Below are 25,823 nucleotides of genomic sequence, written 5' to 3'. Positions count from 1 at the left end.
TTTTGTATCAAGACAAAAGGAACATTTAAAGTAAAAATAAAATAAGGTGGCTAAAGAAAAAATTTCCAATTCACAAAGAAATATTGCTGTACAGGTAGATGATTTAACAGTAGCTTACAATTACAAGCCTGTACTTTGGGATATAGATTTAGAAATCCCGGAAGGAGTACTCATGGCCATTGTAGGCCCCAACGGCGCCGGAAAATCAACACTTATTAAGTCTATTTTAGGCATTTTAAAACCTATAGCAGGAAGCGTTAGTATCTATGGTAAGTCTTATGAAAAACAACGGGCATTAGTTGCTTATGTACCGCAAAAGGGCAGTGTAGATTGGGATTTTCCAACAACAGCATTAGATGTAGTAATGATGGGCACCTACGGAAGCTTAGGCTGGATAAAACGTCCGGGGCAAAAAGAAAAAAAAGCCGCTTTAGAAGCTTTAGAAAAAGTAGGCATGTTAGCATTTAAAAACAGACAAATAAGTCAGCTTTCAGGAGGGCAGCAACAACGTATATTTTTAGCCAGGGCACTGGTACAAAATGCATCAATATATTTCATGGACGAACCCTTTCAAGGGGTAGATGCCACAACCGAAATTGCAATTATTAATATTTTAAAAGAATTACGTAAAGCCGGGAAAACTGTTATTGTAGTACATCATGATCTACAAACCGTTCCGGAATACTTTGATTGGGTAACCTTTTTAAACGTAAAAAAGATAGCTACCGGGCCAGTAAAAGATATTTTCAATGATGATAATTTAACAAAAACCTATGGTATCAATTATAAAGTGAGTATTCAGGAATAGTAATTAGTCACTTGACCTTAGAGGTTAGAAAAATGAACTAAAATTTATGTCAGAGATAAAATTCAAATTTGAAGATTTAAAAGTTTATAATAAAGCTTTAGACTTTGTTGATTTAATCTATAAAATTAGCGACACCTTTCCAAAAACAGAACGCTATGCTTTATCTTCTCAATTTACTAGAGCAGCGGTTTCAAATCAAAAACTAACCTCTAAAAACTAAGCACTATAGACTTCACAGAATACATAAAACTAGTTTTCACAGACTACACCCTAAGAACCATAACATTAGGAACCGCAATTCTTGGTGCTGTTACCGGTATGTTAGGAAGTTTTGCAGTACTACGGAAGCAAAGCTTGTTGGGTGATGCCATTTCACATGCTGCCTTACCGGGTATAGCCATAGCTTTTTTGATCACCGGGGCCAAAGATAGCAACATCTTATTATTGGGAGCCTTGGTTAGCGGACTCATTGGAACGTTCTGGATTCGTGGTATTATAAGTAAAACTCATTTAAAATCAGATACAGCATTAGGGCTCATCCTATCCTTGTTCTTTGGGTTTGGCATGTTATTACTAACCTTTATTCAAAAACAACCCAATGCCAATCAGGCAGGATTAGATAAATACCTTTTTGGACAAGCTGCTACGCTGGTTGAAAGTGATGTTTGGATGATGGCCATTGTAACCGGTTTTTGCCTGTTGGTATTATTGCTCTTTTGGAAAGAATTTAAGATGCTTCTTTTTGATGCTGATTATACCAAAACTTTAGGATTCAACACCAAATTCATAGATATTTTAATCACTACATTTATAGTTTTAGCTATTGTTCTTGGATTACAGACCGTGGGTGTTGTTTTGATGAGTGCTATGTTATTAGCCCCTGCTGCTGCTGCAAGACAATGGACAAACAGCTTAGGGGTTATGGTTATATTGGCTGCTGTTTTTGGCGCATTTGCAGGCGTTTTTGGAACAGCTATTAGCGCTAGTCAAAACAATCTTTCTACAGGGCCGGTTATAGTAATCATTGCCGGAATTTTTGTAGTGTTCTCATTCATTTTTTCTCCAAGCAGAGGCTTATTATTTAAACAGATCAGGTTTATAAAAAACAGACGGGATCTGCAACTTCATAAAACCTTAGCCTTTATGTTTCGTATAGCAGAAACCCATGAGAATATTTCACATCCCCATGCTATTAAAATTTTAAATAATTTCCAAGGTTTTACAAAAGGCTCCCTTCAAAAATTAGTTAGAAAAAATTACGTAAGAATAGAAGGCAATATGTGGAGCCTTACCGAAGAAGGCTTTAAAACAGCAACCAATTTGTATAATCAACAAAATGAAACCCATGAGTAGTGCCCAGTTTGAAATACAGCTCATTGCCAGTTTAGTTGCCATTGCCTGTGCTATTCCGGGTACATTTTTAGTACTCAGAAAAATGGCTATGATTAGTGATGCTATAAGCCATTCTATTTTACCAGGCATTGTTATTGGGTTCTTTATAACTCAGGATTTGAATTCTCCATTGCTTATTCTTTTGGCTGCAGTAACCGGAATTATAACCGTAGTATTAGTAGAATATATTCAAAAAACAGGACTTGTAAAAGAAGATACAGCCATAGGTTTGGTATTCCCTATTCTATTTAGTATTGGAGTTATTATGATTGCCAAAAATGCCAATGATATACACCTGGATGTAGATGCTGTATTGCTTGGTGAATTAGCATTTGCACCATTTGACAGATTAATGATATCCGGTATTGATATAGGTCCCAAATCGCTCTGGGTTATTGGAAGCATTTTAATTATAACAATAGGCTTGCTAATAGCCTTTTTCAAAGAATTAAAAGTAAGTACATTTGATGCCGGATTAGCAGCCTCCCTAGGGTTTTCGCCTATAGCCATTCATTACGGATTAATGACCTTATCTTCCATTACAACCGTTGGCGCTTTTGATGCCGTTGGCGCTATTTTAGTGGTAGCACTCATGATTGCACCAGCAGCAACAGCCTATTTGCTTACTAATGATTTAAAACGCATGCTCACCTACTCCATCTGTTTTGGCGTGTTTTGTGCTATTTCCGGGTATTGGCTGGCTCATGGACTGGATGCCTCTATTGCAGGATCCATAACAACCATGTTGGGCTTGGTTTTTTTGTTGGTTTATTTATTTGCACCCAACAAAGGGGTTATTGCCGTGCTTTACAGAGAAAAACAACAACGTACAGAAGTGTCTCTTTTAACCTTTTTATTACACCTAAAAAATCATTCCGAAAAAAGGGAACGCCATGTCAATCACCTTAATGAACATATCAATTGGCAAAAAGTACGGTCCAAAACAGTTTTGGATCTGGCTTTAAAAAACAATATGATTCAATTAGACAAAAACATTGTATCCCTAACTGAAAAAGGTGAAGATTTTACGTCACAGGCCATTGATTATATCATTACCAATGAAGATGGTAAAATTGAACATATGAAAGACGATTTCTTTTTGTTTAGAGGCTAATGTCATTCAGAGTTGCAGCGAAGAATCTGAAAAGAAACTCACATCATATCTTAATGCTTTATAGTCTTTTAAATTAATTCTGCCTAAGCTAAGATTCTTCAGTCGTTTCCTCCTTCTGAATGACAAACCGTTTGTTTAGGGCACTGTGTCATTCTGAGCATTGCCGAAAACAAAATGTATTTTGTTTGAAGGTAGCCAGCAAAGCTAGTCGAAGAATCTATCTCTTAGCAAAAAAAGCTATTAAGAACAAAATGTAAAATCTTATTACATTTATATCAAATGAAAACTAAAGGCACACATAATTATTTCGTCTACATACTCACCAATAAAAATAAAACCGTTCTTTATACAGGTGTCACAAATAATCTCAAAGAGCGTTTATCCTTTCATCAAAACCCTGAACCGTTTTCCAAAGCTTTTACTGCTAAGTATAAATGCTTTTATTTGATTTATTATGAACATTTTTTTGAAATTGAGGAGGCCATTAAAAGAGAAAAACAAATTAAAGGATGGAGTAGAAAAAAGAAAGAGAGCCTTATTACAAATTTTAATGTTTCCTGGTCTTTTTTAAATGATAAGATATAAAGATTCTTCAGTCGTTTCCTCCTTCTGAATGACAAACCGTTTGTTTAGGGCACTATGTCATTCTGAGCACAGCGAAGAATCTTAAATTTAAGATATTCAATGGTTGACATAATCTAATCGTTCTTCCTTTCAAAAAACAAAAATAATATCTTAGCACAATGGCACAACACAATGAGCTTGGTAAAAAAGGCGAACAATTAGCGGTAGACTTTCTTTTAAAAAAAGGCTATGATATTATTGAACGTAATTACAGATTTGATAAAGCCGAAGTGGATGTTATAGCACATCACCACGATACATTGGCTATTATTGAAGTAAAAACCCGATCTACAGCCGACTTTGGAAACCCACAGGATTTTGTAAAACCAAAACAAATCCAACGTTTGGTAAAAGCCGTAGATGAATATGTTATATCCAACAATTTAGATGTTGAAGTACGCTTTGATATTATTGCCATTATTAAAGAAGGCACTAACTTTAATATTGAGCATTTAGAAAACGCTTTTTATCATTTTTAAAAAGTAAAACACGTATATTCCTAATATAAGGAATTTATGACATTTATTTTTTTATTTTAGCTTATATGAAAGCCTACTATCCTCTAAAAACCATTCCTGTTTTATTCATTATCTGTTTTTTCTTTAGCCAATCTATATATGCTCAATGGAAATATCCCGGTGCTAATAGGATTCAATCAGAAGTTATAATTAATTATGAAATTATTTATGATAATGAATTAACCAACGCGCAGAAAGAAGCCTTCGATTATTATGACAATATTGTTGTGGTCTTTAATGGAAGCAAAATGAAAGAGCAAAAGATTTACAAAAACATAAATGTGAATAGCTTTGTCATTTTGGATTACGATAAAGAAAAATTGTATCGTTGTAGCCAGAGTTCCAAAACATCAAAATCAGGAATTGCTTATGATTTTAAAAACCCAAATACGGACGTTAGTCTGCAACCTGAAGAAAGTAAAACTATTTTAGGTTTGAAATGCAATAAAGCCATTCAAATGGTTAAAGGTTTACCACGAGATATTTATTATACTAAAAAATTAGGTTTACGCTATTGCAATCAATATAAGGTTGATGGGTTTTTACTCGAATATCCAGGATACAGTAAAAAATATGGACATTATCAGGTAGTTGCAAAAACTATTCATCACAAAAAATTAGACCCTTCGATATTTTCATTAGATGATTATAAAATTTATACTAAGGAAGAGTATGATAACATAAAGAACAAAAGTAAAGAGCGTTATGCAAAAGCAAGATTTGAAAATATAGGAAAACCTTTAAAACGATTCAATATGCTCACTATGGAGGGCGAAAAATTATTAAGTAAGGATATGAAGGGAGAGGTAATTGTTCTTAATTTTTGGTTTACTACTTGTCCCCCTTGTAAAAAAGAGATTCCACAACTAAACAAATTAAAAGAGATATACAATGATCATGATCAAAAAGTAAACTTTATAGCCATAGCAACTGATCCTGAATATAGGCTTTCTGATTTCTTAAGTAAAAAGAAATTTAATTATGATATCGTTCCTGATGGAAAATGGATTGCTGATAAATTTGGGGTTTCTGCATATCCAACTAATATTGTGATTGACAGAAAGGGAACCATTCAATTATTTGAAATTGGCTATAAAAGTGATCTCATTGAAAGAATGACTTATCAAATTGATAAAGCTCTAAAATAACACAGAGTTAGTCCTTATCAAAAAAAGCTTTTACAGCATCAAAATTTTCAGGTTTTGCAATAATTTCTTTATTCTTATTCAAAACAAAATAGGTAGGTGTTGATGTAACGCCATAATTGTTCGCAGTTTCATTATCCCATTTATCCTTACCATAAACATGGATAAATTCCGGGTACTTTTCAATTAGTGCGTTCCATGCTATGGGTTCGTCTTCCAAACCAATGGCTACAACTTTTACATTATTCTTTTCTTTTGATTTAATAAAGGTTTGTAACTGTGGCACCTCATCTAAACAATGAGAGCATCCACTACTCCAAAACACAATAATATATTGCTCGGCAGCATCTAACTGGCTTAACTTTTTGGTAACTTTTTTATTATTTTCAATTAGCTCTATAGAAAAGTCTGGAGCCTTAGCACCATTAGATAGGTCTTTATATAAAATTAACGCATGTAAAAGTTCCTGATCATTTAAAGCTACTGCAACATCCATTAAATACGTTTCAGAAATATAATTTGCAACAGGTTCAAGCTTTAAATCTACCATTTGCTGCCATAAATCTAAAAGCAAAACCCGTTTAATCTCCTTGGGCACCGTTTTCATTTTATCACAAAATGCATCTATATTGGTTTTATAACTTGTCAAATTATCTTTTGATTTAGAAGACATTCCAAAAACATAATTCAACATTTTTTCTGATAAGAAATTAGAGCTTTGAAGCGTTGCATTATTAAAATCTATAGCATCAAAATAATGTGCTTTTAATGCGCTGATATATGCTCTAATATCTAAATATTTATCCGGGGTATAAGGCTTGTTAGCTTTAATAAACTCAAAAACTATAGTGCCTCTAGCAGCTTCTTCATAACTGGATTGCGTCTCTTTTTGTGTTTTAAATATGGCTTTTAAAGCTGTAGTATCCTTGCTTTTTTGCCTGAAATAGTTTCCTATACTATGGGTAACCATAGACATACTATTGGTATAGGATGCCAATAGTTTATTTTCAAATGAACTTTTATAGGCTACACCTGTTTCAGAATTAAAACGCAACTCAATATCTTCTTTTCCGTTATAAATTATATCAAAATTATAATCTTCCTGTGGGACAGCGTACACTATTCTGTACACCCCTTTTACAACTGTAGAATCCAGCTCAAACTCAAAATGCCCCTCCTCATCTACTTTAGTACTTGAAACATACTCCGATATTGTTGGAGTAACTTTATACAATAAAAGCACATTATAATCCTTAGCAGGAGAAAACTCACCCTTTATACTATGCTGCGCTAACAGCAAACCCGGAATTAAAAATGTTATAAAAAATAAACGTCTCATTGTCATATAATTAAAATCAAAACAATTATTAAGCCACAATGGGTTGTAAAGCATTTAAAGCTTGTTCTACTGTTTTTATATTATCAAAGGTCAACATTAACCTTAATCCGTTTCTGGTTTGTTTCTCTTTCATTTTACACGCTGCAGGATTGGTTTGTACAAACTTCAATACTTTGGTAAAACCGGAGCTTTGATAAAAACTACTTTGTTGGTCATTTATAAAATAGCCTATCAATTTACCTTGTTTCATTATAATTTTTTCAAACCCTATTCTAATGGCCAGCCACTTTATTTGGACACTTTTTAACAAATCGGTCACTTGTTTAGGCAATTCTCCAAACCTATCAACTAATTCTTTTTCAAAAACAGATAATTCGTCCTCCGATTTTAAATTATTTAGTTGCGTATAAAGGTTTAACCTTTCAGCAATATTATTAATATAACTATCTGGGAATAACAATTCAAAATCTGTGTCAATAGTGACATCTTTTACATAAACTTTATCACCTTCGGGCTCATTGTACAACTCTTTAAACTCATTTTCCTTGAGTTCTTCAATAGCCTCATTCAATATCTTTTGATAGGTATCAAATCCAATTTCATTAATGAATCCACTTTGTTCTCCTCCCAGTAAATCTCCTGCACCACGAATTTCCAGATCTTTCATGGCAATATTGAAACCACTACCCAATTCTGTAAACTGTTCAAGCGCTGTGATACGTTTTCTGGCATCATCAGTCATTGCTGAATATTCCGGTGTTATAAAATAGCAAAATGCCTTTTTATTGCTTCGTCCTACTCTACCACGCATTTGGTGTAAATCACTTAATCCAAAATTATTGGCATTATTGATAAATATGGTATTGGCATTTGGCACATCCAATCCGCTTTCTACAATAGTTGTGCTCACCAAAACATCAAAAGCGCCATCCATAAACGCTAACATAAGTTGCTCCAGTTTTTTACCATCCATTTGTCCATGGCCTATACCAATTTTTGCATCTGGTACTAAGCGCTGAATCATGCCTGCTACTTCTTTAATATTTTCAATACGATTATGGATAAAGAAGATTTGGCCTCCACGTTCAATTTCATAACTCACAGCATCTCTAATGGTTTCCTCATTAAAGCGAATAACATGGCTTTCTATAGGATACCGGTTAGGTGGTGGAGTAGTAATAACCGATAAGTCCCTTGCAGCCATTAAACTAAACTGTAATGTTCTTGGGATGGGTGTAGCCGTTAAGGTCAGTACATCCACATTGTCTTTAATAGTCTTTAACTTCTCTTTTACCGCAACTCCAAATTTTTGTTCTTCATCAACTATTAACAAGCCTAAATCTTTAAACTTAACATTTTTATTTACCAGTTGATGGGTTCCAATAATAATATCTACCCCACCTTGTTCTAAAGCTTCAAGTGTTTCTCTTTTTTCCTTAGCTGTTCTAAACCGATTTAAATAATCTACGGTTACCGGAAAATCTTTTAAGCGCTGTCTAAACGTTCTGGCATGTTGATAGGCTAGTATGGTAGTGGGCACCAAAACAGCCACTTGCTTTCCGTTATCTACAGCCTTAAAGGCTGCTCTAATAGCTACTTCGGTTTTACCAAAACCTACATCACCACAGACCAACCTATCCATGGGGCGTTCACTTTCCATATCCGTTTTAATATCTGCAGTAGCGGTACTTTGGTCCGGAGTATCTTCATAAATAAAAGAAGCTTCCAATTCATGTTGCATATAACTATCCGGGTTGTACTGATAGCCTTTTTGGGTTTTTCTTTTGGCGTAAAGTTTAATAAGGTTAAATGCTACATGCTTTACACGTGCTTTGGTTTTTTGCTTAAGGGTTTTCCATGCGTTACTTCCTAGCTTATATATTTTGGGTGGTTTACCGTCTTTCCCGTTAAACTTGGTGATTTTGTGCAAGGAATGAATACTTAAGTACAAGACATCACGCTCGCCATAAACTAATTTAATGGCCTCCTGTTTTTTGCCTTCTACGTCAATTTTTTGAAGTCCGCCAAAACGTCCAATACCATGATCTATATGAGTCACATAATCTCCAACATCTAAATTGGTAAGTTCTTTTAATGTAATGGCCTGCTTTTTAGCATAACCGCTTTTTAACTGAAACTTATGATAACGTTCAAAAATCTGGTGATCTGTATAACATACTATTTTAGTATCATGGTCAATAAACCCCTGGTGCAAAGACAATACTACGGTTTGATATGACACCTCTTCTTCAACATCATCAAAAATATCTTGAAACCGCTTAGCCTGCTGTTCACTAACGCATGCTATATAATTAGTATAGCCCTTATTATGATTAGAATTTAAATCTTCAATTAATAGGTTAAACTGTTTGTTGAATGCCGGTTGTGGCGTGGTATTAAATACAATTTTATTGCCATTATTAAAAACTGAAGTACTCCCAAACTCTATAATTGAAAACTCTAAAAGTTGTTTTTTAAGCAACTCTGAATTACAAAAAAGCTCATACGGTTCCGCATGTTTAATATCAGTTGAAAGTGTTTTAAAGGCCTCCTCAGCTTTGTTGTAAAAATCATCAATTCTTGAAAAGAATAACTCTGCATTCTTTAAACCTACTACTGTTTTTTGAGCTATATATTTTAAAAAGCTTTGACGTTTTTCCTCAACCAGTTTATTGGCGACATTGGGGATGATATTAATTTTCTTTATCTGCTCTATGGAAAGCTGGGTCTCCACATCAAAAGTACGAATACTATCTACCTCATCACCAAAAAATTCAATGCGATAAGGCTCATCATGTGAAAATGAAAATACATCTACTATACCCCCACGTACCGAAAACTCACCGGGCTCCGTAACAAAATCTACACGCTTAAACTGATATTCAAATAAGACCTCATTTACAAAATCAATAGACAGATTATCATTTACACCTACTTTAAGTGTATTACGCTCCAATTCTTTTCTTGTAACCACCTGTTCAAAGAGTGCATCGGGATAGGTAACAATTATAGCTGGTTTTTTCTGTGAATTGATACGATTTAAAACTTCTGCACGCAACAAGACATTAGCATTATCTGTCTCTTCAATATCGTAAGGCCTCCTGTAGCTTCCCGGGTAGAATAACACATCTTTTTCATTACAGAGTTGCTCTAAATCATTAAGATAATGTGCTGCTTCTTCTTTATCGTTAAACACTAGTAAAAACGGCTTTTGTACTTCTTTAAAAGTACTAGAAATTACAAATGAAAACGAAGATCCTACCAGGCCCTTTAAGTGTACTTTACTTTGAGGTTGGGCAATAGTATGTTGCAGATTTTGCGTTTGCAAAACCTGAATGTAGGTTTGAGACAAGGCTGATTTACTCACCTAATTTTGTTTTGAGATGCAAATATAAGAACTTGCCTTGATAATTTTGAGTGTAATTCCTTAAGAACAACAATATTCTTTTTAACGTAAAACCATGATTAAGGATTGTAACCCTTCAACCTCATTCAAGATAACCTACCCCTTATTATAGCTCTCAAAAAATTAATAATTCAATTTAGAATCTTAAAAAAAATATGTACGTTTGTGGCAATATAAAAAGAATAAGATATATGTCGTTTTCAAAGTTATTTGATGGTGGTTTTAAAGAGCGAAATGAAGGACATTTTGCTGCTATAGTTCGTGTGGCTATGGATGACGGAATTATTACTCCTGATGAGCAGGCGTTTTTAGACCGATTAGCACACAACTTAAACATTGGTGAAGAAAAATATAAGCAAATTTTAAAGGATTATAAATCGCATCCAATAAATCCGCCGGTATCTTATGAAAAACGCTTAGAACGTTTATATGATCTGGTACGTATGGTACATGTAGACCAAATTAAAGGGAACTCTGAGCACAAACTTTTAAACAAAATTGGCGTTGGTCTTGGATTTCATGCCGTAAACGTTAAATACATTGTTGACAAAGCTTTAACTCTTGTAAATAACGGGGTAGACCTGGATACTTTTGTAGACCAAATAAAGAATATGAATAGATAATTCTATACCATTCTGTAAAACAAAAATGCAACCTAGTAAGGTTGCATTTTTGTTTTTATTATATAAGTTTAGAAAACGGTATAGGTTCTGTCTCTCCTTTTTTTGTTAAACAAATATAACCGATGCGTTTCTATATTCACAGCATATATACAATAGCCAGAATTAATTTAATAATTGCTGAAGTATAAAATTCTTAAAACCTTCCAATGGTTTTACGGCATCAACAGATTTCATCCTGGGCAAGGTTCCAAACCAGCTGTTTATTAAAAAACGTCCAACCAAATCAGTGTCAAACTTATCTTGTATAGTCCTTTGGTCTTTTGTTTCTATCAAACATTGTTTAAAAATGGCTTCAAACTCTTTAAATTCAAAATCAAGACGCTTTCCTTGACCTTTATGATCATTCCCTGATTCTAAAGAAAAATGTACCATACTATTACTTATAACGTTTTGTCTTTAGTCTAAAAATATTTACGTATTGTAAACCTGAAAAAACTGTCTTGTTGAAAATTAGAAAGAATAAATTCATCGGGAGCAATACTATTAAAAACCCTGGCTTCAATTTCAGCGGTCCATGTGCTCCCAAAACGCCTGGAGGCTTCAATACTAAAAATTTTGCTACTTGATTCTAAATCAGAAATACCACCTATCAATATTGAGGTATCCTGAGTATCATTAAACGCTATCCTGCTTCCTAAAAACACATCATTCTGCAAAGCGTTTAAGGCCAGTTCATCTCGTTCATCATAAAGATACTCTCCCAGTAGTCCAATATCTAAACCATTCCCATCTATATTACTAAAAGTAAACTCTAATCCTGCGACTAAAGCAAAGAAATCCTGAGCCTTTGCCGAACGGTAAATAGATTCCAGTTTCCATAAAAAGGCATTATGGGTTACTTGCAAATCTAACCCTGTTTGGTTTATTACCGGGTAAAAAGCATTTAAGTTTCCATTGGGTTCAAAAGTAAATAAAGGCTCACGTCCGTTTCCATAAAAGTGTGATATTCCCACATCAAATGCACCAAAATAATGAGACCATCTGAACGCTATATCCTGCCGCCATTCCTGGGCGTCACTCTCATAACTTATATCATCTTTAGTTATAACAAATGGAAATCGTAATCTTCCTTTTTCTCCCGGAAAAGTACGTTTTCTATGATATGGCAGGTAAAAGAAATCAAAATTACCCACACTGCCTGTGGTTAAAGTAAAATGTACCATAGGTTGCCCTAATTTCTGTTCACCGTCAAAAGATTCTACGCCGTCCGTTTGGTTTATAATATCCACTAAATGATTACTTTCTGTAACCCCCCAATAGATCTTTTTTAAACCCAGGCTCAGTTCCCAGTTACGTTTTGCTTTTTGGTAGTAGAGTTCTCTTATATCCCAATGTGTACGGGCATCATCTCTATCAAGTCTAAAAAAACCTATAAAATTTATAGCTTCATAGCCCTTATTCCACTTAATCGTATATTCCGGCGTGAAGGCTAATGAAGGGAAATGATCCTTTTGCCCGTTAAATGCCGGGGCCTCATAAAAATACCGGTATTCTGCTTCTACTTCCAATTCAAAGTCTTGTTGTAATGTATTTTCTTTTGATTGTGCCTGGATTGAATTAAGAACTAATTCAAGAACTATTACTGCACAAAAAACAAAATGTCTTTGCATAATACAATTGCATTTAAAAAGCAACACCTAAAAACAACCTGCTATTAATCATCAAATCATCACAAAATAATGATTGCTTAAGGTGTTGCTTACTTGAGTTAGTCAAACTTAATTTCCTGCTCGCATGAGAGCATTTTGGGTAAAATCTTCTTCGGTTAGATCAGCATCAAAATTATAATCAGAAAACATTAGTATGGTTTCCTTGTTACTTTGATGGTTTATCATAGTAAACGTACCTGCTCTCCAAAATTTATTTTTATAGAGTTTATAATCAGAATAGTCCAGGGTTTTTAAAAGCGCATTTTTTCGATCATAAAACTCTGCCTTTTCAATCCTGTACCCTTTGTTTTTGTTATAGGTTACCAAACGACGTGTATAACCGGATTTAGGATCTACCGGGTCTTGCTCTACCACCAGAAGGTCTCCATCTTCTTTAATAAATTTATAGGTATATTTTTCTACTTCAATTGAAGACAAATCTTCATAGGCAAATTCACTGCCTACAAAAGGCCCGGATTTATTATTTGACGAAATTCTTTTTACACGTTTAATTGATGGCAAAAACAACCATTGATCGTCCGAGCCTATTTTATGTGTAAATGTTAAGGTTGAAGTGCCTTTTACATCTTTTGGGCTATTAAATACAATCAACGATTTATCTCCGTCTTCAGTAAGTTCCAGGGTTCTTGTTGTTAATGAACGCTCACTGGTCTGGCCATTTTTGTTTTTTAAGACCATCTTTAAGTTCACTGTTGAGCTTTTAAATCCTAAATCTGCTTGTTCGGCTGCCTTTGCTATTTCTAATCCACGTGCTTCAGCAGATTGTGCTCCGGTTAATACTGTACTTAATATTGCTATTGTAAAAACTATTCTTTTCATTTTTTGAATTTTTAATATGGTTTATTTATCTAAAGCTATTTGCTCTATATTTTGTTGGACTACCGCGTCTTCTTTTTTACTGGTTAGTATTAACAGAGATGGTAGTAGTATAAAATCTATAATCAACGCCGCTAAAATGATTATTACCGTAATTCTTGCCATATAACTGTTTAATGCAAATGATGATGTTGACAGGACAGCAAATCCAGCTAATAGCACTATAGTTGTTGTAACCAGTGCTTTACCAACGGTCTCAAAGGCATATATTACCGCTTGTTTTGAATCATATCCCAGTTCTCTTTTGGCCCTTAAGAACTTGCTCATAAAATGAACTGTGTCATCAACAATAATTCCTAAAGTCATACCAAAAACTATAACCATTCCGGTGTTAATTTGCCCTTTGTATAATGCCCAAATACCAAAACCAACCAATACGGGTGTTACATTAGGTATAATACTTAACAGCCCCAGTTTGAAATTTTTTAAAGCCAACATGAGTACCAGAGAAATTAATATAAGGGCTACAATATTTCCTTTAAACATACTTTCTGCTTGCCTGAACCCTAGTTTTGAAAACATTAATGTTGGACTTACACCTATGGTATGCATGGCTTCCGGGGCGTTATCCCGTAACCATTTTTCACCACGTTTTGAAAAGGCTATCATTTCTGCACTGGACACATTTTCAATAGTTACTGTAACCCGTGTTTCAGATTTATCTACATTAATTTGATTGTTAAGGTCCAGTCCAAATGGTAATGACAATTCATATAGCAATAAATACTGTGCGGCTTCCTCACGATTGTCAGGCACTCGATAAAAATGTTCATCATCTCCGTGCATGGAGCGGTTTACCCGCCTTGCCACTTCACTAAAGGCATTAACGTGAATAACCTCCGGTTGTTCTTTAAGCCAGTTCTCAAAAGCATTTAAGTTTTTAAGATATTCAGGATTGTTAATTCCGCCGCTTTCTCCACTACCAATGGAGTATTCTACATTATAAATCCCCGTGAGGTTTTCACTGATATAATCAGTGTTGCTTCTAAACTCAACGGTTTCATCAAAATAGTTTATAAACTCATCGTTAAAGGTGTTTTTTGTAGCCAAAAAGGTCAATCCTGAAATCACAACTATTGAAATAATAGCAAGGCGAACAGGTTGTTGAACTACAAAGTTTCCTAAGGTGTTATACATGCCCAGGCTTTCTTTTTTTCCTTCTTTTTTAACTTTAGCCTTTACAGGTAATATGGCCATTAAAGCCGGTAAAGCCGTAGTTGAAAACAGGAAGGCCATACTCATACCAAAAGCTGTAATATTACCTAAATCCCAGAACGGTGGCACATCTCCAAAATTCATGGTTAAAAACCCTATAACGGTAGTTAAACTTGTAATAAAAACAGGCATAAAATTTAAGCGCATAGATTCCTTTAAAGCATCTATTTTGGTTAGCCCCTCTTTACGCATTTTTTGTAACATGGTAACCAGAATATGTATACTGTCCGCAACCGCCAGTGTGAGAATCATAGTAGGGAAAACTGATGAGGGAGGTGTTAATTTTATATCCATTAACCCAACAAATCCCACAGCACTAATTATTGAAAACAGTACAACGATAAGGGTTGCAAACGTACTGACCAAGTTTCTGGTAAGAATGAGTGTGGTTATTATTACAATAATTAGCATAATCATTGTAAGCTTTAAATCATTCATTGAAGCTTCAAAAAAGGCTGTATTCATGGGAATTAAACCTGAGGTGTGCACCTCAAAATCAGGATGCTTTTCCTTAAAATCAGAAATCATATTCCTAACAAAAGGCGTCACCTCGCCCGGGATTTCGTTAATATCTACCCCTGGCAACCTAACTGTTATATTAATAGCCGTAACACTACCTTCTTTATTAATAATTCTATTTACTAATAAGGGTTCTTTTAAAGCTTTCTCTCTTATTTCTTTAATTTCAGCATCTGTTTTAAGAGACGATTCATAAGACAGATCATCAACATAAAGATCATCCCCTACTGCACTGGTATGCTGAAAATTGGTTACGGCATCCACTCTTGAAGAATATGGAGTATTCCATGCTTCGGCTGTTAATGCTTCTATGGCTGTTAAGTTTTCTCTGGTAAAAATATTACCGTTAGATGGAGTGAGCACCAAAATGACATTATCATCTTTGGTGTATTTTTCCTGAAGCGCATCAAAGGCTTCAAGTTCAGGGTTTGATTTGCTAAAAAACACATGGTAGTCTCCGTCAAACTCCATATTTCCCTGAGATCCTAACCCTATTGCTAATAATAACGCAGCAATTAAGACTGGCCATTTAAATTTTATTACGAAGTTGGCCCAATGCTTCGCAAATACGTTGGTGGCATTACTTGCCTTTTTTAATGCATTCATAGTTTGGTTTTTAATAGTTGACCGGTCGATTATATTAACCGTGATTGTTTTTCATTTCATTCTATTGTTAAGACGCTTCTTATATCATTAAAGAGGACAAGTATTTAAATAAAAAATAGTTGACCGGTCGTCTATAATTAATTTAAAAAAAATTATTTAAGCAGTACTTCCTTTACCATAGTCATAACGTTATCTATGGGATACGAGCTTTTCATTTCTTTCATAGTTACCATTGCTCCTTTTCCTGCATCTTCAATAAAGGCAGCTATATCTTCTGCTTTCATCGGGTTTGTTATTTCTCCCAGATCTTTAGCTTCTTGAATAACATCGGTTATTAAAGACAAGACTAACTCTGTTTTAAGCAATATGGCAGTACGAATTTTTTCATTATGTTCAGCCATTTCACTACTTAAATTACATGCCATACAGCCCATACTACAACCCATTTCATCTTTAAGAACATCTGTTCTGAATTCATGAAAGTTTAATAGTCGTGTCTTTGGTGATTTTGATTTATCTTCTAAAATTTCTCGTGCCGGAGTAAACATTACATTGAAATACTTTTCAATTGCCCTAACCACAAAGTCTTCTTTAGAATCAAAATAAAAGTAAAAAGAGCCTTTAGGAACATCGGCAGCCTTAACAATATCATTTACACTTGTAGCATTGTAGCCTTTACTCCATAAAATCTCCATTCCTTTTTCTAAAAGGAAATCTGCTTTGGCATCATGTTTAAGTGTTTTAGACATAAAATAGAACTTCTCGGCAAAAATATGACCACTCGTCTAGTAAATCCAAATTTTAATTGTTAAAATTAACACAAAACAACATAATCCACTAAAAATCAATATATTATTTATGTAATTTTAATTGAATTCGCTTACGGGGAATATCAATCTCAAGTACTTTTACTATGATTTGTTGATGTAAATGCACATGCGCGTTCACATCCTTTACAAAGCTATCGGACAGGTTTGATACATGGATCAAACCACTTTCTTTTATACCTACATCTACAAAACATCCAAAGTTTGTTATATTGTTTACTATTCCCGGAAGCAATTGTCCTTCTCGTAAATCATTAATGGTTTTTATGTTTTGATTGAATGTAAAAACTTTAGCTTGCTCCCTGATATCTAATCCTGGTTTTTCAAGCTCTTTAAGTATATCTTCAAGTGTTAATAAACCTACTGAATCTGTACAATATTTTTTTAGATCTATATTTTGAAGTACCTGTTTATTGCCTATTAAATCTCTAACTGATTTACCTAAATCCTTCGCCATTTTTGCAACTAGTACATAACGTTCAGGGTGAACTGCTGAATCGTCTAAGGGGTTTTCCGGGGCTTTTATTCTTAAAAACGCAGCAGATTGTTCAAAAGCTTTATTTCCTAAACGCGGTACATTTTTAATATCATGTCTTGATAGAAATACACCCTGCTCTTTTCTGTAATTAAACATATTCTCAGCAAGCTTAGGTCCAATCCCAGAAACATAACCCAATAAACTCTTACTGGCTGTATTAATATTTACGCCTACGGCATTCACACAATTTTCAACAACCAAATCTAAAGCGTTTTGAAGCTTTGTTTGGCTTACATCATGCTGATATTGCCCAACACCAATAGACTTTGCGTCAATTTTAACCAATTCTGCCAAAGGGTCCTGTAAACGGCGGCCTATAGATACTGATCCTCTAACGGTGACATCATAATCCGGGAACTCTTCACGGGCAATTTTAGAGGCGGAATAAATACTGGCCCCGGCTTCACTCACCACAAACACCTGGACATCATTTTTAAATCGAATTTTTCTAATTAAAGCTTCGGTCTCTCTGGATGCTGTTCCATTTCCAATAGCTATGGCCTCAATTTTATAAGCATCGGCTAATGAGCTTATCTTTTTCATAGCACCGGAGCTATCACTTTTTGGTGGATGTGGATAAATGGTTTCATTATATTTTAATTGACCCTGAGCACCCAAACAGACTACTTTACAACCTGTTCTGAAACCCGGATCTATAGCCATGACCCGCTTCTCTCCTAGTGGTGAACCCAATAGTAATTGTTTTAGGTTTTTGGCAAAAACATGAATAGCAGCGTCATCTGCTTTTTCTTTAGCTATTTCAAGTGCTTCATTACTTAATGAGGGTAACAGCAAACGTTTGTATGCATCTTTAATGGCTATTTCAATTTGATCAGCGCAGGCATTATAGGATTTGATTATTCTGTTTTCAATCTTATCTAAAGCACGGTCATCATCAATATTGATTTTCACTCTTATAAAACCTTCTTTTTCCGCCCTTAGGATGGCTAATAATCTATGTGAAGGTATACGGCCTAAGTGCTCTTCCCAATCAAAATAATCTTTAAACTTTTGTGCTTCTTCATTAGCTGTTTTGGTTTTTACCTCTTTTGTTGAAATCATGGCAAAACGCTCTAACTGATAGCGAATATGATTTCTTATATCGGTACGTTCATTAATCCATTCGGCAATAATATGTCGTGCTCCTTTTAAGGCTTCTTCAACGGCATTGACCTCTCCTTTTACATATCTAAATGCTATGGATTCCAGGTCATTTGCATTTTGACTCATAATAATCTTAGCCAAGGGTTCAAGCCCCATTTGACGTGCCTTTTCAGCTTTGGTTTTTCGGCTTTTTTTAAAGGGCAGGTACAGGTCTTCCAGTACAGCTAAATTAGGGGCAGATTCTATCTTTTGTTTTAATTCAGACGTTAAAACTTCTTGCGCTTCCAGGGTTTTTAATATAACTTGTTTACGCTTCTCTATAGCCTCAAACTGTTCTTTGTATTTTACAATCTCTCCTATTTGAACCTCGTCTAAATTTCCGGTACGTTCTTTTCTATATCTGGATATAAAAGGAATTGTACAATCTTCATTGAGTAGTTCAATAGTATTTTTTACAGATACTTCAGGAAGTTGGGTCTTGGTAGTTATATAATCTATCATGCTGCTAATTTAAAAAGACCTGCCAGGTTTTAAAACTTGACAGGTCTTTTAATTTATCTGTTTTTAAAAGTATTTAAGCTACTTTCTTTATTAAATCAAAGCAAGGGCATTTTGAACAACGCTTATTTTCTCCTTTTTTAAACTTTTTACAACAACTGCTTTTAACTTTATCAGGAACGTCTATTCCTAACTTTCTTAGCTTTTTTATTGCTTTTTTTTGTTTCTTTTTACCCACAGTAGAATTATGATATTCAAATCTGTGGGCAAATATAATTATTTTTATTAAATCTAAATAAGCTTAAAATGTTAAAATTATTCAGGGGCATTTGTTGCTGCAGTTGTAACGGTTAAATTTTCAATATCTCTATCAAATAGATACAGACCTCCTTTATCATCTCCAATCATATTTATTTTATCCAGAATAGTACGAGCTACAGCTTCTTCTTCTATCTGTTCTGCAACATACCATTGTAAAAAGTTGTGTGTTGCATAGTCTTTTTCCTGAAGACTAATATGCACTAATTCATTTATGCTTTGAGATACAAACACTTCATGCTCAAATAATTTTTCAAACATTTCTTTAAATGATTTAAACGTTACATTTGGAGCTGCTAATTGAGAAATTTTAGCATGCCCGCCCCGCTCATTTACAAACTTTACAAGTTTAAGCATGTGTTCTCGCTCTTCATCAGATTGTGCATACATAAAATTAGAAACGCCTTCCAATCCCTTTACTTCTGCCCAACATGCCATAGCCAAATAAATTTGAGAGGACTCTGCTTCTATTCGTATTTGATTATTTAATGACTCTTCAATAGTTTTTGATAACATAATATTCCTTTTTTGTAAAGTTACAGATTTCCTTTACTTCTTTCAAAGCAATACTGCTATAAAAAAAGGTTATCCTAAACTTAGGATAACCTTTTCAACTATTAATCAACCAAACTTAAACTTACTGAACTGTAAGTGTATATTGTGGTGTTGGATTTAACGGGCAGAAATAAACATACTCTCCCTTTGTTAATGTAGTAGGCTTTGTTTTTTCAACTTTACCATCTTTAACTACTGTTGTTACATAAGCCGTTTTAATATGGTTTTCCGGGTTACTGGCATCTTTCCCTTTTGGTACCAATACCAAACCTACATCTTTGCCAACATGGTTATTGGATACTTTAAACACATAAGTACCTTCATTAACGGTTAAGGACTTTTGTGTGAACTCCCCTTTAGTTTGCTCTAAAGCAATAGTTTTTGTTGCTTTACTCATCTTATCTTGTGCATTAGAATTGAATGTAAATGCTAATACTATTGCTAAAATTGAGATTACTTTTTTCATGATTTTTGTTTTTAAATGTTGTGAGTTATGTACTCTTGATTAATTATTTAGGTTTATTTATTATACGGTTTCAGTTTCCAAAGGTTGTGCTTCTGGAAAATCTACGGGTATCTGTGTAGTGCTATGAATATAATTTGAGATGGTTTTATCGCCTACCAAAGAAATTACATCTATTAAATTCCCTTTTGTATAGCCTGCATTGAAGAAATTTTCCAATACTCCTGCATCTGTTCTACCTCTGTTTTCTGTAACGTTTTTGGCTAATCTTGCTAAAGCGTCCAATTTATTGTCAAAAGAAGCTTCTCCAGCTCTCAGTTCTAAAATCTGTTCATCATTAAACCCGTTCATTTTCCCTATTGCGGTATGGGCTGATAAACAATAAATACAGTTGTTCACCTGGCTTACCGCTAAGTTTACAACTTCTCTTTCTTTAGCTGATAAAGATGTTTTAGCGTTTGAAAATGTTAAATAATTCTCTAAAGCTGTATCACTGTATGCATAAGTGGCATATAAATTTGGAACAAATCCTAAAGCTTTGTTTAAGTTGTCAAAAATAGCCTGATTATTTTCACTTACTTCTTCTCTTGTTGGAACATTAAATGTGCTCATAATTTTAATTTTTAATTTATTTATTATTTCGAATTTTGTGGTTTGTAATTCCTAGTACAAAGATGCCGCCTTTATAAGAGCGATACCATGTATAGGTTTCCTTTTGAGTTGTCAATTTTTCCTTTTTAGAATAAGACCACTATTTATGAAGTAATATGTGGCTTCTCCGCATCACAATAAAAATCTGAGATATGATTTTGTTCGCAATGTGTTTTAGGTGTGATTGTATTCAACACGTCTTTTCTTTTTCCTCTAAATATTTCTATTAAATTGAAGATAGATATATGTTTTAAATTCATGACTTTGATGTTTTAATTATACACTGCAAAGATGAATCAGAAATGGGTATTATAAAATGATAATAACACCCTTGTAGTTGTCAATTTTTCCCTAAATCGCTTTTTTAAGTTGTTTTTTGAAGTCTGAAGGTGATAACTGTGTATGCTTTTTGAACAAGCGGCTTAAATGTGAGGCATCTTCAAAGCCTACTTCATAGGCTATTTCTTTGGCAGTTTTATCTGTATAGATTAAAAGGCGCTTGGTTTCCAAAATAATGCGTTCATGAATTATCTGTAATGGGCTTGTGTTTAACTTTGCAAAAGTATTGGATAAGGTTTTTGGGGACTTAAACAGCTTTTCTGCATAAAACGATACACTATGTTCACTTTTATAATATGCATCAACTAATAGGTTAAACTTTCGTAACAAGTCTATTTTAGCGTTTTGGGCGGTTTCTACAAAACCTTCTTTTGCTTTTAATAACCGAGTACTGATGATTATAAATCGAGCCATAAGCATCCTTAACATTTCTGCCTGGATGGTATCTTTGGTTTCCAATTCATCTAAAAAGACTTCATGCAATATTTTGAATTTTCGTTGTTCCTCAACAGATAAATCTATTATTGGAAAATGTACATTTCCAAAAAACAATAATCCGGCGCAGCTTACCTCCTGATCATGATCTTTTATGCAATAAAACTCCCTGTTAAACTGATAGACCACTAAATTCTGCCCTGATTTAAATTGAAAATACTGAACTGTTGTAAGCACCAAAACACTGTTTGGCTGAATAATATAAGGGATACTATCTACAACGATCTCTGCTGTAGAATCACTTGTTCTAATAAAGGTATATAAATCGGGTTGTTTAGCTATTTTATAAGCTTCTAAAAGCGATTCATCTCCTATTTTTAAAATAGCGTTTGTAGAAAATTCTGTGAATGTTTTTTGCATGCCCCATTAGTCTTTTGTTTGTTATAAACATTACACCCCCTTCAAGACCCTAAGTAAAATACAAAAAAAATCCTGTTTAAAATTTAAACAGGATTTTATATTTAAGGAATATGTTATTTTAGTTACCGGCTTCTCGCTTGGCATCCTCAATCATATCTTCATTTGGTAAAATAACAATATTTACACGTCTGTTTTTAGCACGACCTTCAGCAGTAGCATTATCATGTACAGGCTTTGTTTCTCCAAACCAATTGGTGGTTAAACGTCCTGAACTTACACCATTTTGCTTTAAGTAATTTGTAACAGATGTTGCTCTATTCTTTGAAAGTGTCATATTATAACCTGCATCTCCTGTACTATCGGTATGACCTATTACTAATAAATTTGTATCCGGGTTTTCTTTAAAAATCCCAACCAATTTATTTAATGTTGTTTGTGATGCCGAATTAATATTATACTTATTGGTGTCAAAATATACCCCACTACCATCTTCAAAAGTAACTACTATCCCTTGGTCTACACGTTCTACTTGAGCACCTGGAACCTCCTGCTCAATCTCCTGAGCTTGCTTATCCATTTTATTTCCAATAAGCACTCCGGCTCCTCCTCCAATGACACCTCCAATTACGGCTCCTAACTCACCATTACCGCCTTTTCCAACATTGTTTCCAATAATTGCTCCTAATATAGCTCCACCGGTAGCCCCTATAACGGCTCCCTTTTGTTTGTTATTCGCATTTTGCACAGCCTTACAATTCACTAAAGTAACTGCCATCACTAAGGCTAATAGTACACTTGATATTCTTTTCATGTTTTTTGTTTATTTAATATGTGAAAAATCGATTTTTAGTTTTGCTTTATTAACTAAAGCTTTGAAAAGTTCATAGAGATTACAAATGGTTCTCCTTCCACAGAAAGCGTCTGTTCCCAGGTCATTACCGTATCAGACAAGGCTGCTAACGTTAATCTAAACCCAGTATTGGTTACTGACTTACCCCTGGAATCTGTTGGTTTTAACAAAAAATCATACAGTCCTGTAAGCTCGTCAACTTCCTGAATGGTAAATATAAAATTACGGTCTCCGCTACTACACCCCACACCATTAATAGAATATATCCCTGTATTATTATTAGGAATAAACTTCCAGGTACTGTTTTCAAAACATTCCTTGTTCTCGTCATTCAAAAGGGTAACATTATATGTCCCGGATTTACTATATGTAATTGAACTTAAGGTCCAATCGCCTTTAATGACTTTTTTAGACGTTCTCACTGTTTTTGAACCGCCACAGGCCAACAGGCTTAAAGTCACTAAAATCAATGCTATTTTTTTCATAAATATTGGTTTTTATAAAGTTAGTTAAAAGTAATCAATAATTAAGACACTCCTTTTAAGAAAAGGTCACCTTTTTGTGTATTATTATTTACGTTGATTAAACTTTTATGGATTAGAGCACCACAGACTTATAACATTACCTATTCTAAAGCTTTGTCAAGAATTTAAATAGCCCCTGGTAACACAATTCCATTAATAATTGATACATACTAGCTTATCTGCAATCCGTTAGACACATTAACATCATCCGGATTCACAAAAACCAATTTACCATCAGCACTTTCAGTCATTAAAATCATACCCTCACTTTCAACACCCCGTAAAGCTCTGGGTGCAAGGTTTACCAAAACCGTTACACGTTTACCTACAACCTCTTCGGCTGTAAAGCTTTCGGCAATACCGGAAACAATAGTGCGTATGTCAATGCCCGTATCTACCTTTAAAACCAAAAGTTTTTTGGCTTTAGGCATTTTTTCTGCCTCAATAATAGTCCCTACACGCATATCTAGCTTTGTAAAATCTTCAAAAGTAATAGTGTCTTTTTGAGGGTCTACAGTTTTATTTGCTGCTTCATTGGCCTTTTTACTAGCTTCCAACTTATCCAATTGGGCTTGAATGGTAGCATCTTCTATTTTAGAGAATAACAATTCGGCTTTTCCTATTTGATGATCAGCTGGTAGCAACACGTCTTTAGTTGAAATAGAGTTCCATGAATTCTCAATACGATGCTCCTGTATTGCATCATTGGAACTGATCTTTAATATCTTTTTTAATTTTTCTGAAGTAAAAGGCAAAAACGGTTCACTTAATGTAGCTAAAGCTGAAGCTATTTGAAGTGCGACATACATAATGGTTTTAGTACGCTCTTCATCCACTTTAATAACCTTCCAAGGCTCTTCATCTGCCAGGTATTTATTACCTAAACGCGCCAAATTCATAAGTTCTTGTCCTGCTTCCCTAAAACGGTAACGCTCAATGGAACTAGCAATAACATCTGGATAAGCTTTTACAGCGGCTAAAGTTTCTTCATCTAACTGAGATAATTCAGCCGGTGTTGGAACAAGACCATTGTAATATTTATTGGTTAGTACAACTACCCTGTTAATAAAGTTTCCAAAAACAGCCACTAACTCATTGTTATTTCTGGCCTGAAAATCTTTCCAGGTAAAATCATTATCCTTAGTCTCCGGGGCATTGGCAGTTAGCACATATCGTAATACATCCTGCTGACCAGGAAATTCTTCCAGGTATTCCGGTAACCAAACAGCCCAGTTTTTTGAAGTGGATAATTTGTTGCCTTCTAAATTCAAAAACTCGTTAGCCGGTACGTTCTCCGGTAAAATATAGCTCCCTTCAGCTTTTAGCATGGATGGGAAAATGATACAGTGAAATACTATATTATCTTTTCCTATAAAATGCACCAACTTGGTGTCCTTATCTTTCCAATAGGGCTCCCAATTTTTCCCTTCTCTTTGAGCCCACTCTTTAGTAGAGGAAATATATCCTATAGGGGCGTCAAACCAAACATACAGCACTTTACCTTCTCCGCCTTCTGCAGGAACCGGAATACCCCAATCTAAGTCTCTGGTTACGGCACGCGGACGCAAACCATCATCAATCCATGATTTTACCTGTCCGTAAACATTTGGTTTCCAATCTTTTTTATGACCTTCTAAAATCCATTCTTTTAAAAAAGCTTCATGCTTATCTAAAGGCAAAAACCAGTGTTTTGTTTGTTTTAGGGTAGGTACATTTCCGGTTATAGCTGATTTAGGATTAATTAAATCTGTGGCATTATGACTGGTTCCACAATTTTCGCATTGGTCGCCATAACTTTCTTCATTACCACATTTTGGACAGGTGCCTACCACAAAACGGTCTGCTAAAAACTGATTGGCCTGCTCGTCATACAATTGTTCTGTAGACTCTTCAATAAACTCACCTTTATCATACAGGGTTTTAAAAAACTCTGAAGCGGTTTCATGGTGTATTGGAGCTGATGTACGTGAATAATTATCGTAAGTAATCCCAAAATCTTCAAATGATTTTTTTATGATCGCGTGATACTTATCTACAATATCCTGAGGAGATACGCCTTCATTTTTTGCTTTTATGGTAATTGGCACTCCATGTTCATCACTTCCTCCTATAAAAGCCACATCATTGCCGGTTAAACGCAGATAGCGTACATAAATATCAGCCGGTACATACACTCCTGCTAAATGCCCAATATGAATGGGGCCGTTGGTATAAGGTAATGCTGTAGTGACGGTATATCGTTTTGGTTTGTTCATTTTTAATATCTATTATGTCAGGTCGAGCGCAGTCGGGACCTCCCATTGACAATACACTCTTAAAACCTCTCGACTGCACTCGAAGAGGCAAATGTTCTAAAAATATTTTTAAAGCCACAAAAATAGTCAAT

General features: G+C 34.5%; 23 protein-coding genes. 8 read left to right on the top strand and 15 right to left on the bottom strand.

All coding sequences use genetic code 11. The features are described from left to right. The first annotated feature begins 46 nt into the window (after nt 1–46). The 7 genes from VOI54_RS05300 (at nt 47) to VOI54_RS05270 (ending at nt 5,604) form a co-directional block, all read left to right on the top strand. On the top strand, nt 47–808 hold the full coding sequence (locus tag VOI54_RS05300; RefSeq protein WP_326281678.1) for a metal ABC transporter ATP-binding protein: 762 nt from the start codon (nt 47–49) through the stop codon (nt 806–808). Between the two features lie 46 nt (nt 809–854). Beyond that, complete coding sequence (locus VOI54_RS05295; RefSeq protein WP_326281677.1) at nt 855–1,028, top strand: four helix bundle protein; 174 nt, start codon at nt 855–857, stop codon at nt 1,026–1,028. A gap of 5 nt (nt 1,029–1,033) precedes the next feature. Continuing rightward, nucleotides 1,034–2,161: an iron chelate uptake ABC transporter family permease subunit gene (locus VOI54_RS05290; RefSeq protein WP_326283139.1), complete on the top strand. Its 1,128-nt coding sequence runs from the start codon at nt 1,034–1,036 to the stop codon at nt 2,159–2,161. Further along, nucleotides 2,154–3,314, top strand: coding sequence for a metal ABC transporter permease (locus VOI54_RS05285; RefSeq protein ID WP_326283138.1), 1,161 nt, complete (start codon nt 2,154–2,156; stop codon nt 3,312–3,314). The genes VOI54_RS05290 and VOI54_RS05285 overlap by 8 nt, the downstream gene beginning before the upstream one ends. 279 nt (nt 3,315–3,593) lie before the next feature. Next, nucleotides 3,594–3,899, top strand: a complete 306-nt coding sequence (locus VOI54_RS05280) for a GIY-YIG nuclease family protein (RefSeq protein ID WP_326281676.1) — start codon at nt 3,594–3,596, stop codon at nt 3,897–3,899. A 158-nt stretch (nt 3,900–4,057) separates the two neighbouring features. Beyond that, nucleotides 4,058–4,417, top strand: coding sequence for a YraN family protein (locus tag VOI54_RS05275; RefSeq protein WP_326281675.1), 360 nt, complete (start codon nt 4,058–4,060; stop codon nt 4,415–4,417). A 65-nt stretch (nt 4,418–4,482) separates the two neighbouring features. Continuing rightward, nucleotides 4,483–5,604 carry a TlpA family protein disulfide reductase gene (locus VOI54_RS05270; RefSeq protein WP_326281674.1) on the top strand — a complete coding sequence of 374 codons (1,122 nt, stop codon included), beginning with the start codon at nt 4,483–4,485 and terminating at the stop codon, nt 5,602–5,604. Nucleotides 5,605–5,611: 7 nt separating this feature from the next. Here the strand turns inward: VOI54_RS05270 and VOI54_RS05265 are convergent, their stop codons facing one another. Together VOI54_RS05265 and mfd are read right to left on the bottom strand one after the other, a co-directional pair. Beyond that, nucleotides 5,612–6,940 carry a TlpA family protein disulfide reductase gene (locus VOI54_RS05265; protein ID WP_326281673.1) on the bottom strand — a complete coding sequence of 443 codons (1,329 nt, stop codon included), beginning with the start codon at nt 6,938–6,940 and terminating at the stop codon, nt 5,612–5,614. A 28-nt stretch (nt 6,941–6,968) separates the two neighbouring features. Further along, nucleotides 6,969–10,307: a transcription-repair coupling factor gene (gene mfd / locus VOI54_RS05260; protein WP_326281672.1), complete on the bottom strand. Its 3,339-nt coding sequence runs from the start codon at nt 10,305–10,307 to the stop codon at nt 6,969–6,971. Between the two features lie 230 nt (nt 10,308–10,537). On the opposite strand from mfd, the gene VOI54_RS05255 reads away from it, so the two are divergent. Continuing rightward, nucleotides 10,538–10,969, top strand: a complete 432-nt coding sequence (locus VOI54_RS05255; protein WP_326281671.1) for a tellurite resistance TerB family protein — start codon at nt 10,538–10,540, stop codon at nt 10,967–10,969. A gap of 162 nt (nt 10,970–11,131) precedes the next feature. Here the strand turns inward: VOI54_RS05255 and VOI54_RS05250 are convergent, their stop codons facing one another. From VOI54_RS05250 to metG, 13 genes are all read right to left on the bottom strand, one after another. Next, nucleotides 11,132–11,401, bottom strand: coding sequence for a TetR family transcriptional regulator C-terminal domain-containing protein (locus VOI54_RS05250; RefSeq protein WP_326281670.1), 270 nt, complete (start codon nt 11,399–11,401; stop codon nt 11,132–11,134). Between the two features lie 29 nt (nt 11,402–11,430). Further along, the gene (locus VOI54_RS05245; protein ID WP_326281669.1) at nt 11,431–12,639 is read right to left on the bottom strand and encodes a hypothetical protein; all 1,209 of its coding nucleotides are present in this window, start codon (nt 12,637–12,639) and stop codon (nt 11,431–11,433) included. Nucleotides 12,640–12,747: 108 nt separating this feature from the next. Next, the gene (locus tag VOI54_RS05240) at nt 12,748–13,518 is read right to left on the bottom strand and encodes an outer membrane lipoprotein-sorting protein (protein ID WP_326281668.1); all 771 of its coding nucleotides are present in this window, start codon (nt 13,516–13,518) and stop codon (nt 12,748–12,750) included. A gap of 21 nt (nt 13,519–13,539) precedes the next feature. Next, the gene (locus VOI54_RS05235) at nt 13,540–15,915 is read right to left on the bottom strand and encodes an efflux RND transporter permease subunit (protein WP_326281667.1); all 2,376 of its coding nucleotides are present in this window, start codon (nt 15,913–15,915) and stop codon (nt 13,540–13,542) included. 152 nt (nt 15,916–16,067) lie between these two features. Next, nucleotides 16,068–16,664, bottom strand: coding sequence for a TetR/AcrR family transcriptional regulator (locus tag VOI54_RS05230; protein ID WP_326281666.1), 597 nt, complete (start codon nt 16,662–16,664; stop codon nt 16,068–16,070). Nucleotides 16,665–16,767: 103 nt separating this feature from the next. Next, nucleotides 16,768–18,885, bottom strand: coding sequence for a Tex family protein (locus VOI54_RS05225; protein WP_326281665.1), 2,118 nt, complete (start codon nt 18,883–18,885; stop codon nt 16,768–16,770). A gap of 312 nt (nt 18,886–19,197) precedes the next feature. Then, the gene (locus tag VOI54_RS05220) at nt 19,198–19,716 is read right to left on the bottom strand and encodes a ferritin (protein ID WP_326281664.1); all 519 of its coding nucleotides are present in this window, start codon (nt 19,714–19,716) and stop codon (nt 19,198–19,200) included. A gap of 121 nt (nt 19,717–19,837) precedes the next feature. After that, nucleotides 19,838–20,221, bottom strand: a complete 384-nt coding sequence (locus tag VOI54_RS05215) for a cupredoxin domain-containing protein (RefSeq protein WP_326281663.1) — start codon at nt 20,219–20,221, stop codon at nt 19,838–19,840. Nucleotides 20,222–20,281: 60 nt separating this feature from the next. Then, complete coding sequence (locus VOI54_RS05210; protein WP_326281662.1) at nt 20,282–20,830, bottom strand: carboxymuconolactone decarboxylase family protein; 549 nt, start codon at nt 20,828–20,830, stop codon at nt 20,282–20,284. A 390-nt stretch (nt 20,831–21,220) separates the two neighbouring features. Beyond that, a complete protein-coding gene (locus VOI54_RS05205) occupies nt 21,221–22,063 on the bottom strand; it encodes a helix-turn-helix domain-containing protein (RefSeq protein WP_326281661.1) in 843 nt (280 codons plus the stop codon). A 118-nt stretch (nt 22,064–22,181) separates the two neighbouring features. After that, on the bottom strand, nt 22,182–22,874 hold the full coding sequence (locus VOI54_RS05200; protein ID WP_326281660.1) for a YiaD family glycine zipper/OmpA-like lipoprotein: 693 nt from the start codon (nt 22,872–22,874) through the stop codon (nt 22,182–22,184). 53 nt (nt 22,875–22,927) lie between these two features. Further along, nucleotides 22,928–23,398, bottom strand: coding sequence for a lipocalin family protein (locus VOI54_RS05195; protein WP_326281659.1), 471 nt, complete (start codon nt 23,396–23,398; stop codon nt 22,928–22,930). Nucleotides 23,399–23,607: 209 nt separating this feature from the next. Next, nucleotides 23,608–25,692 carry a methionine--tRNA ligase gene (gene metG / locus VOI54_RS05190; RefSeq protein ID WP_326281658.1) on the bottom strand — a complete coding sequence of 695 codons (2,085 nt, stop codon included), beginning with the start codon at nt 25,690–25,692 and terminating at the stop codon, nt 23,608–23,610. Nucleotides 25,693–25,823 lie beyond the last annotated feature (131 nt).

Source organism: Alterotamlana spongicola, from assembly GCF_035818475.1.
Taxonomy (GTDB): Bacteria; Bacteroidota; Bacteroidia; order Flavobacteriales; family Flavobacteriaceae; genus Cognatitamlana.
This window is presented reverse-complemented; position numbering and strand designations above follow the sequence as displayed.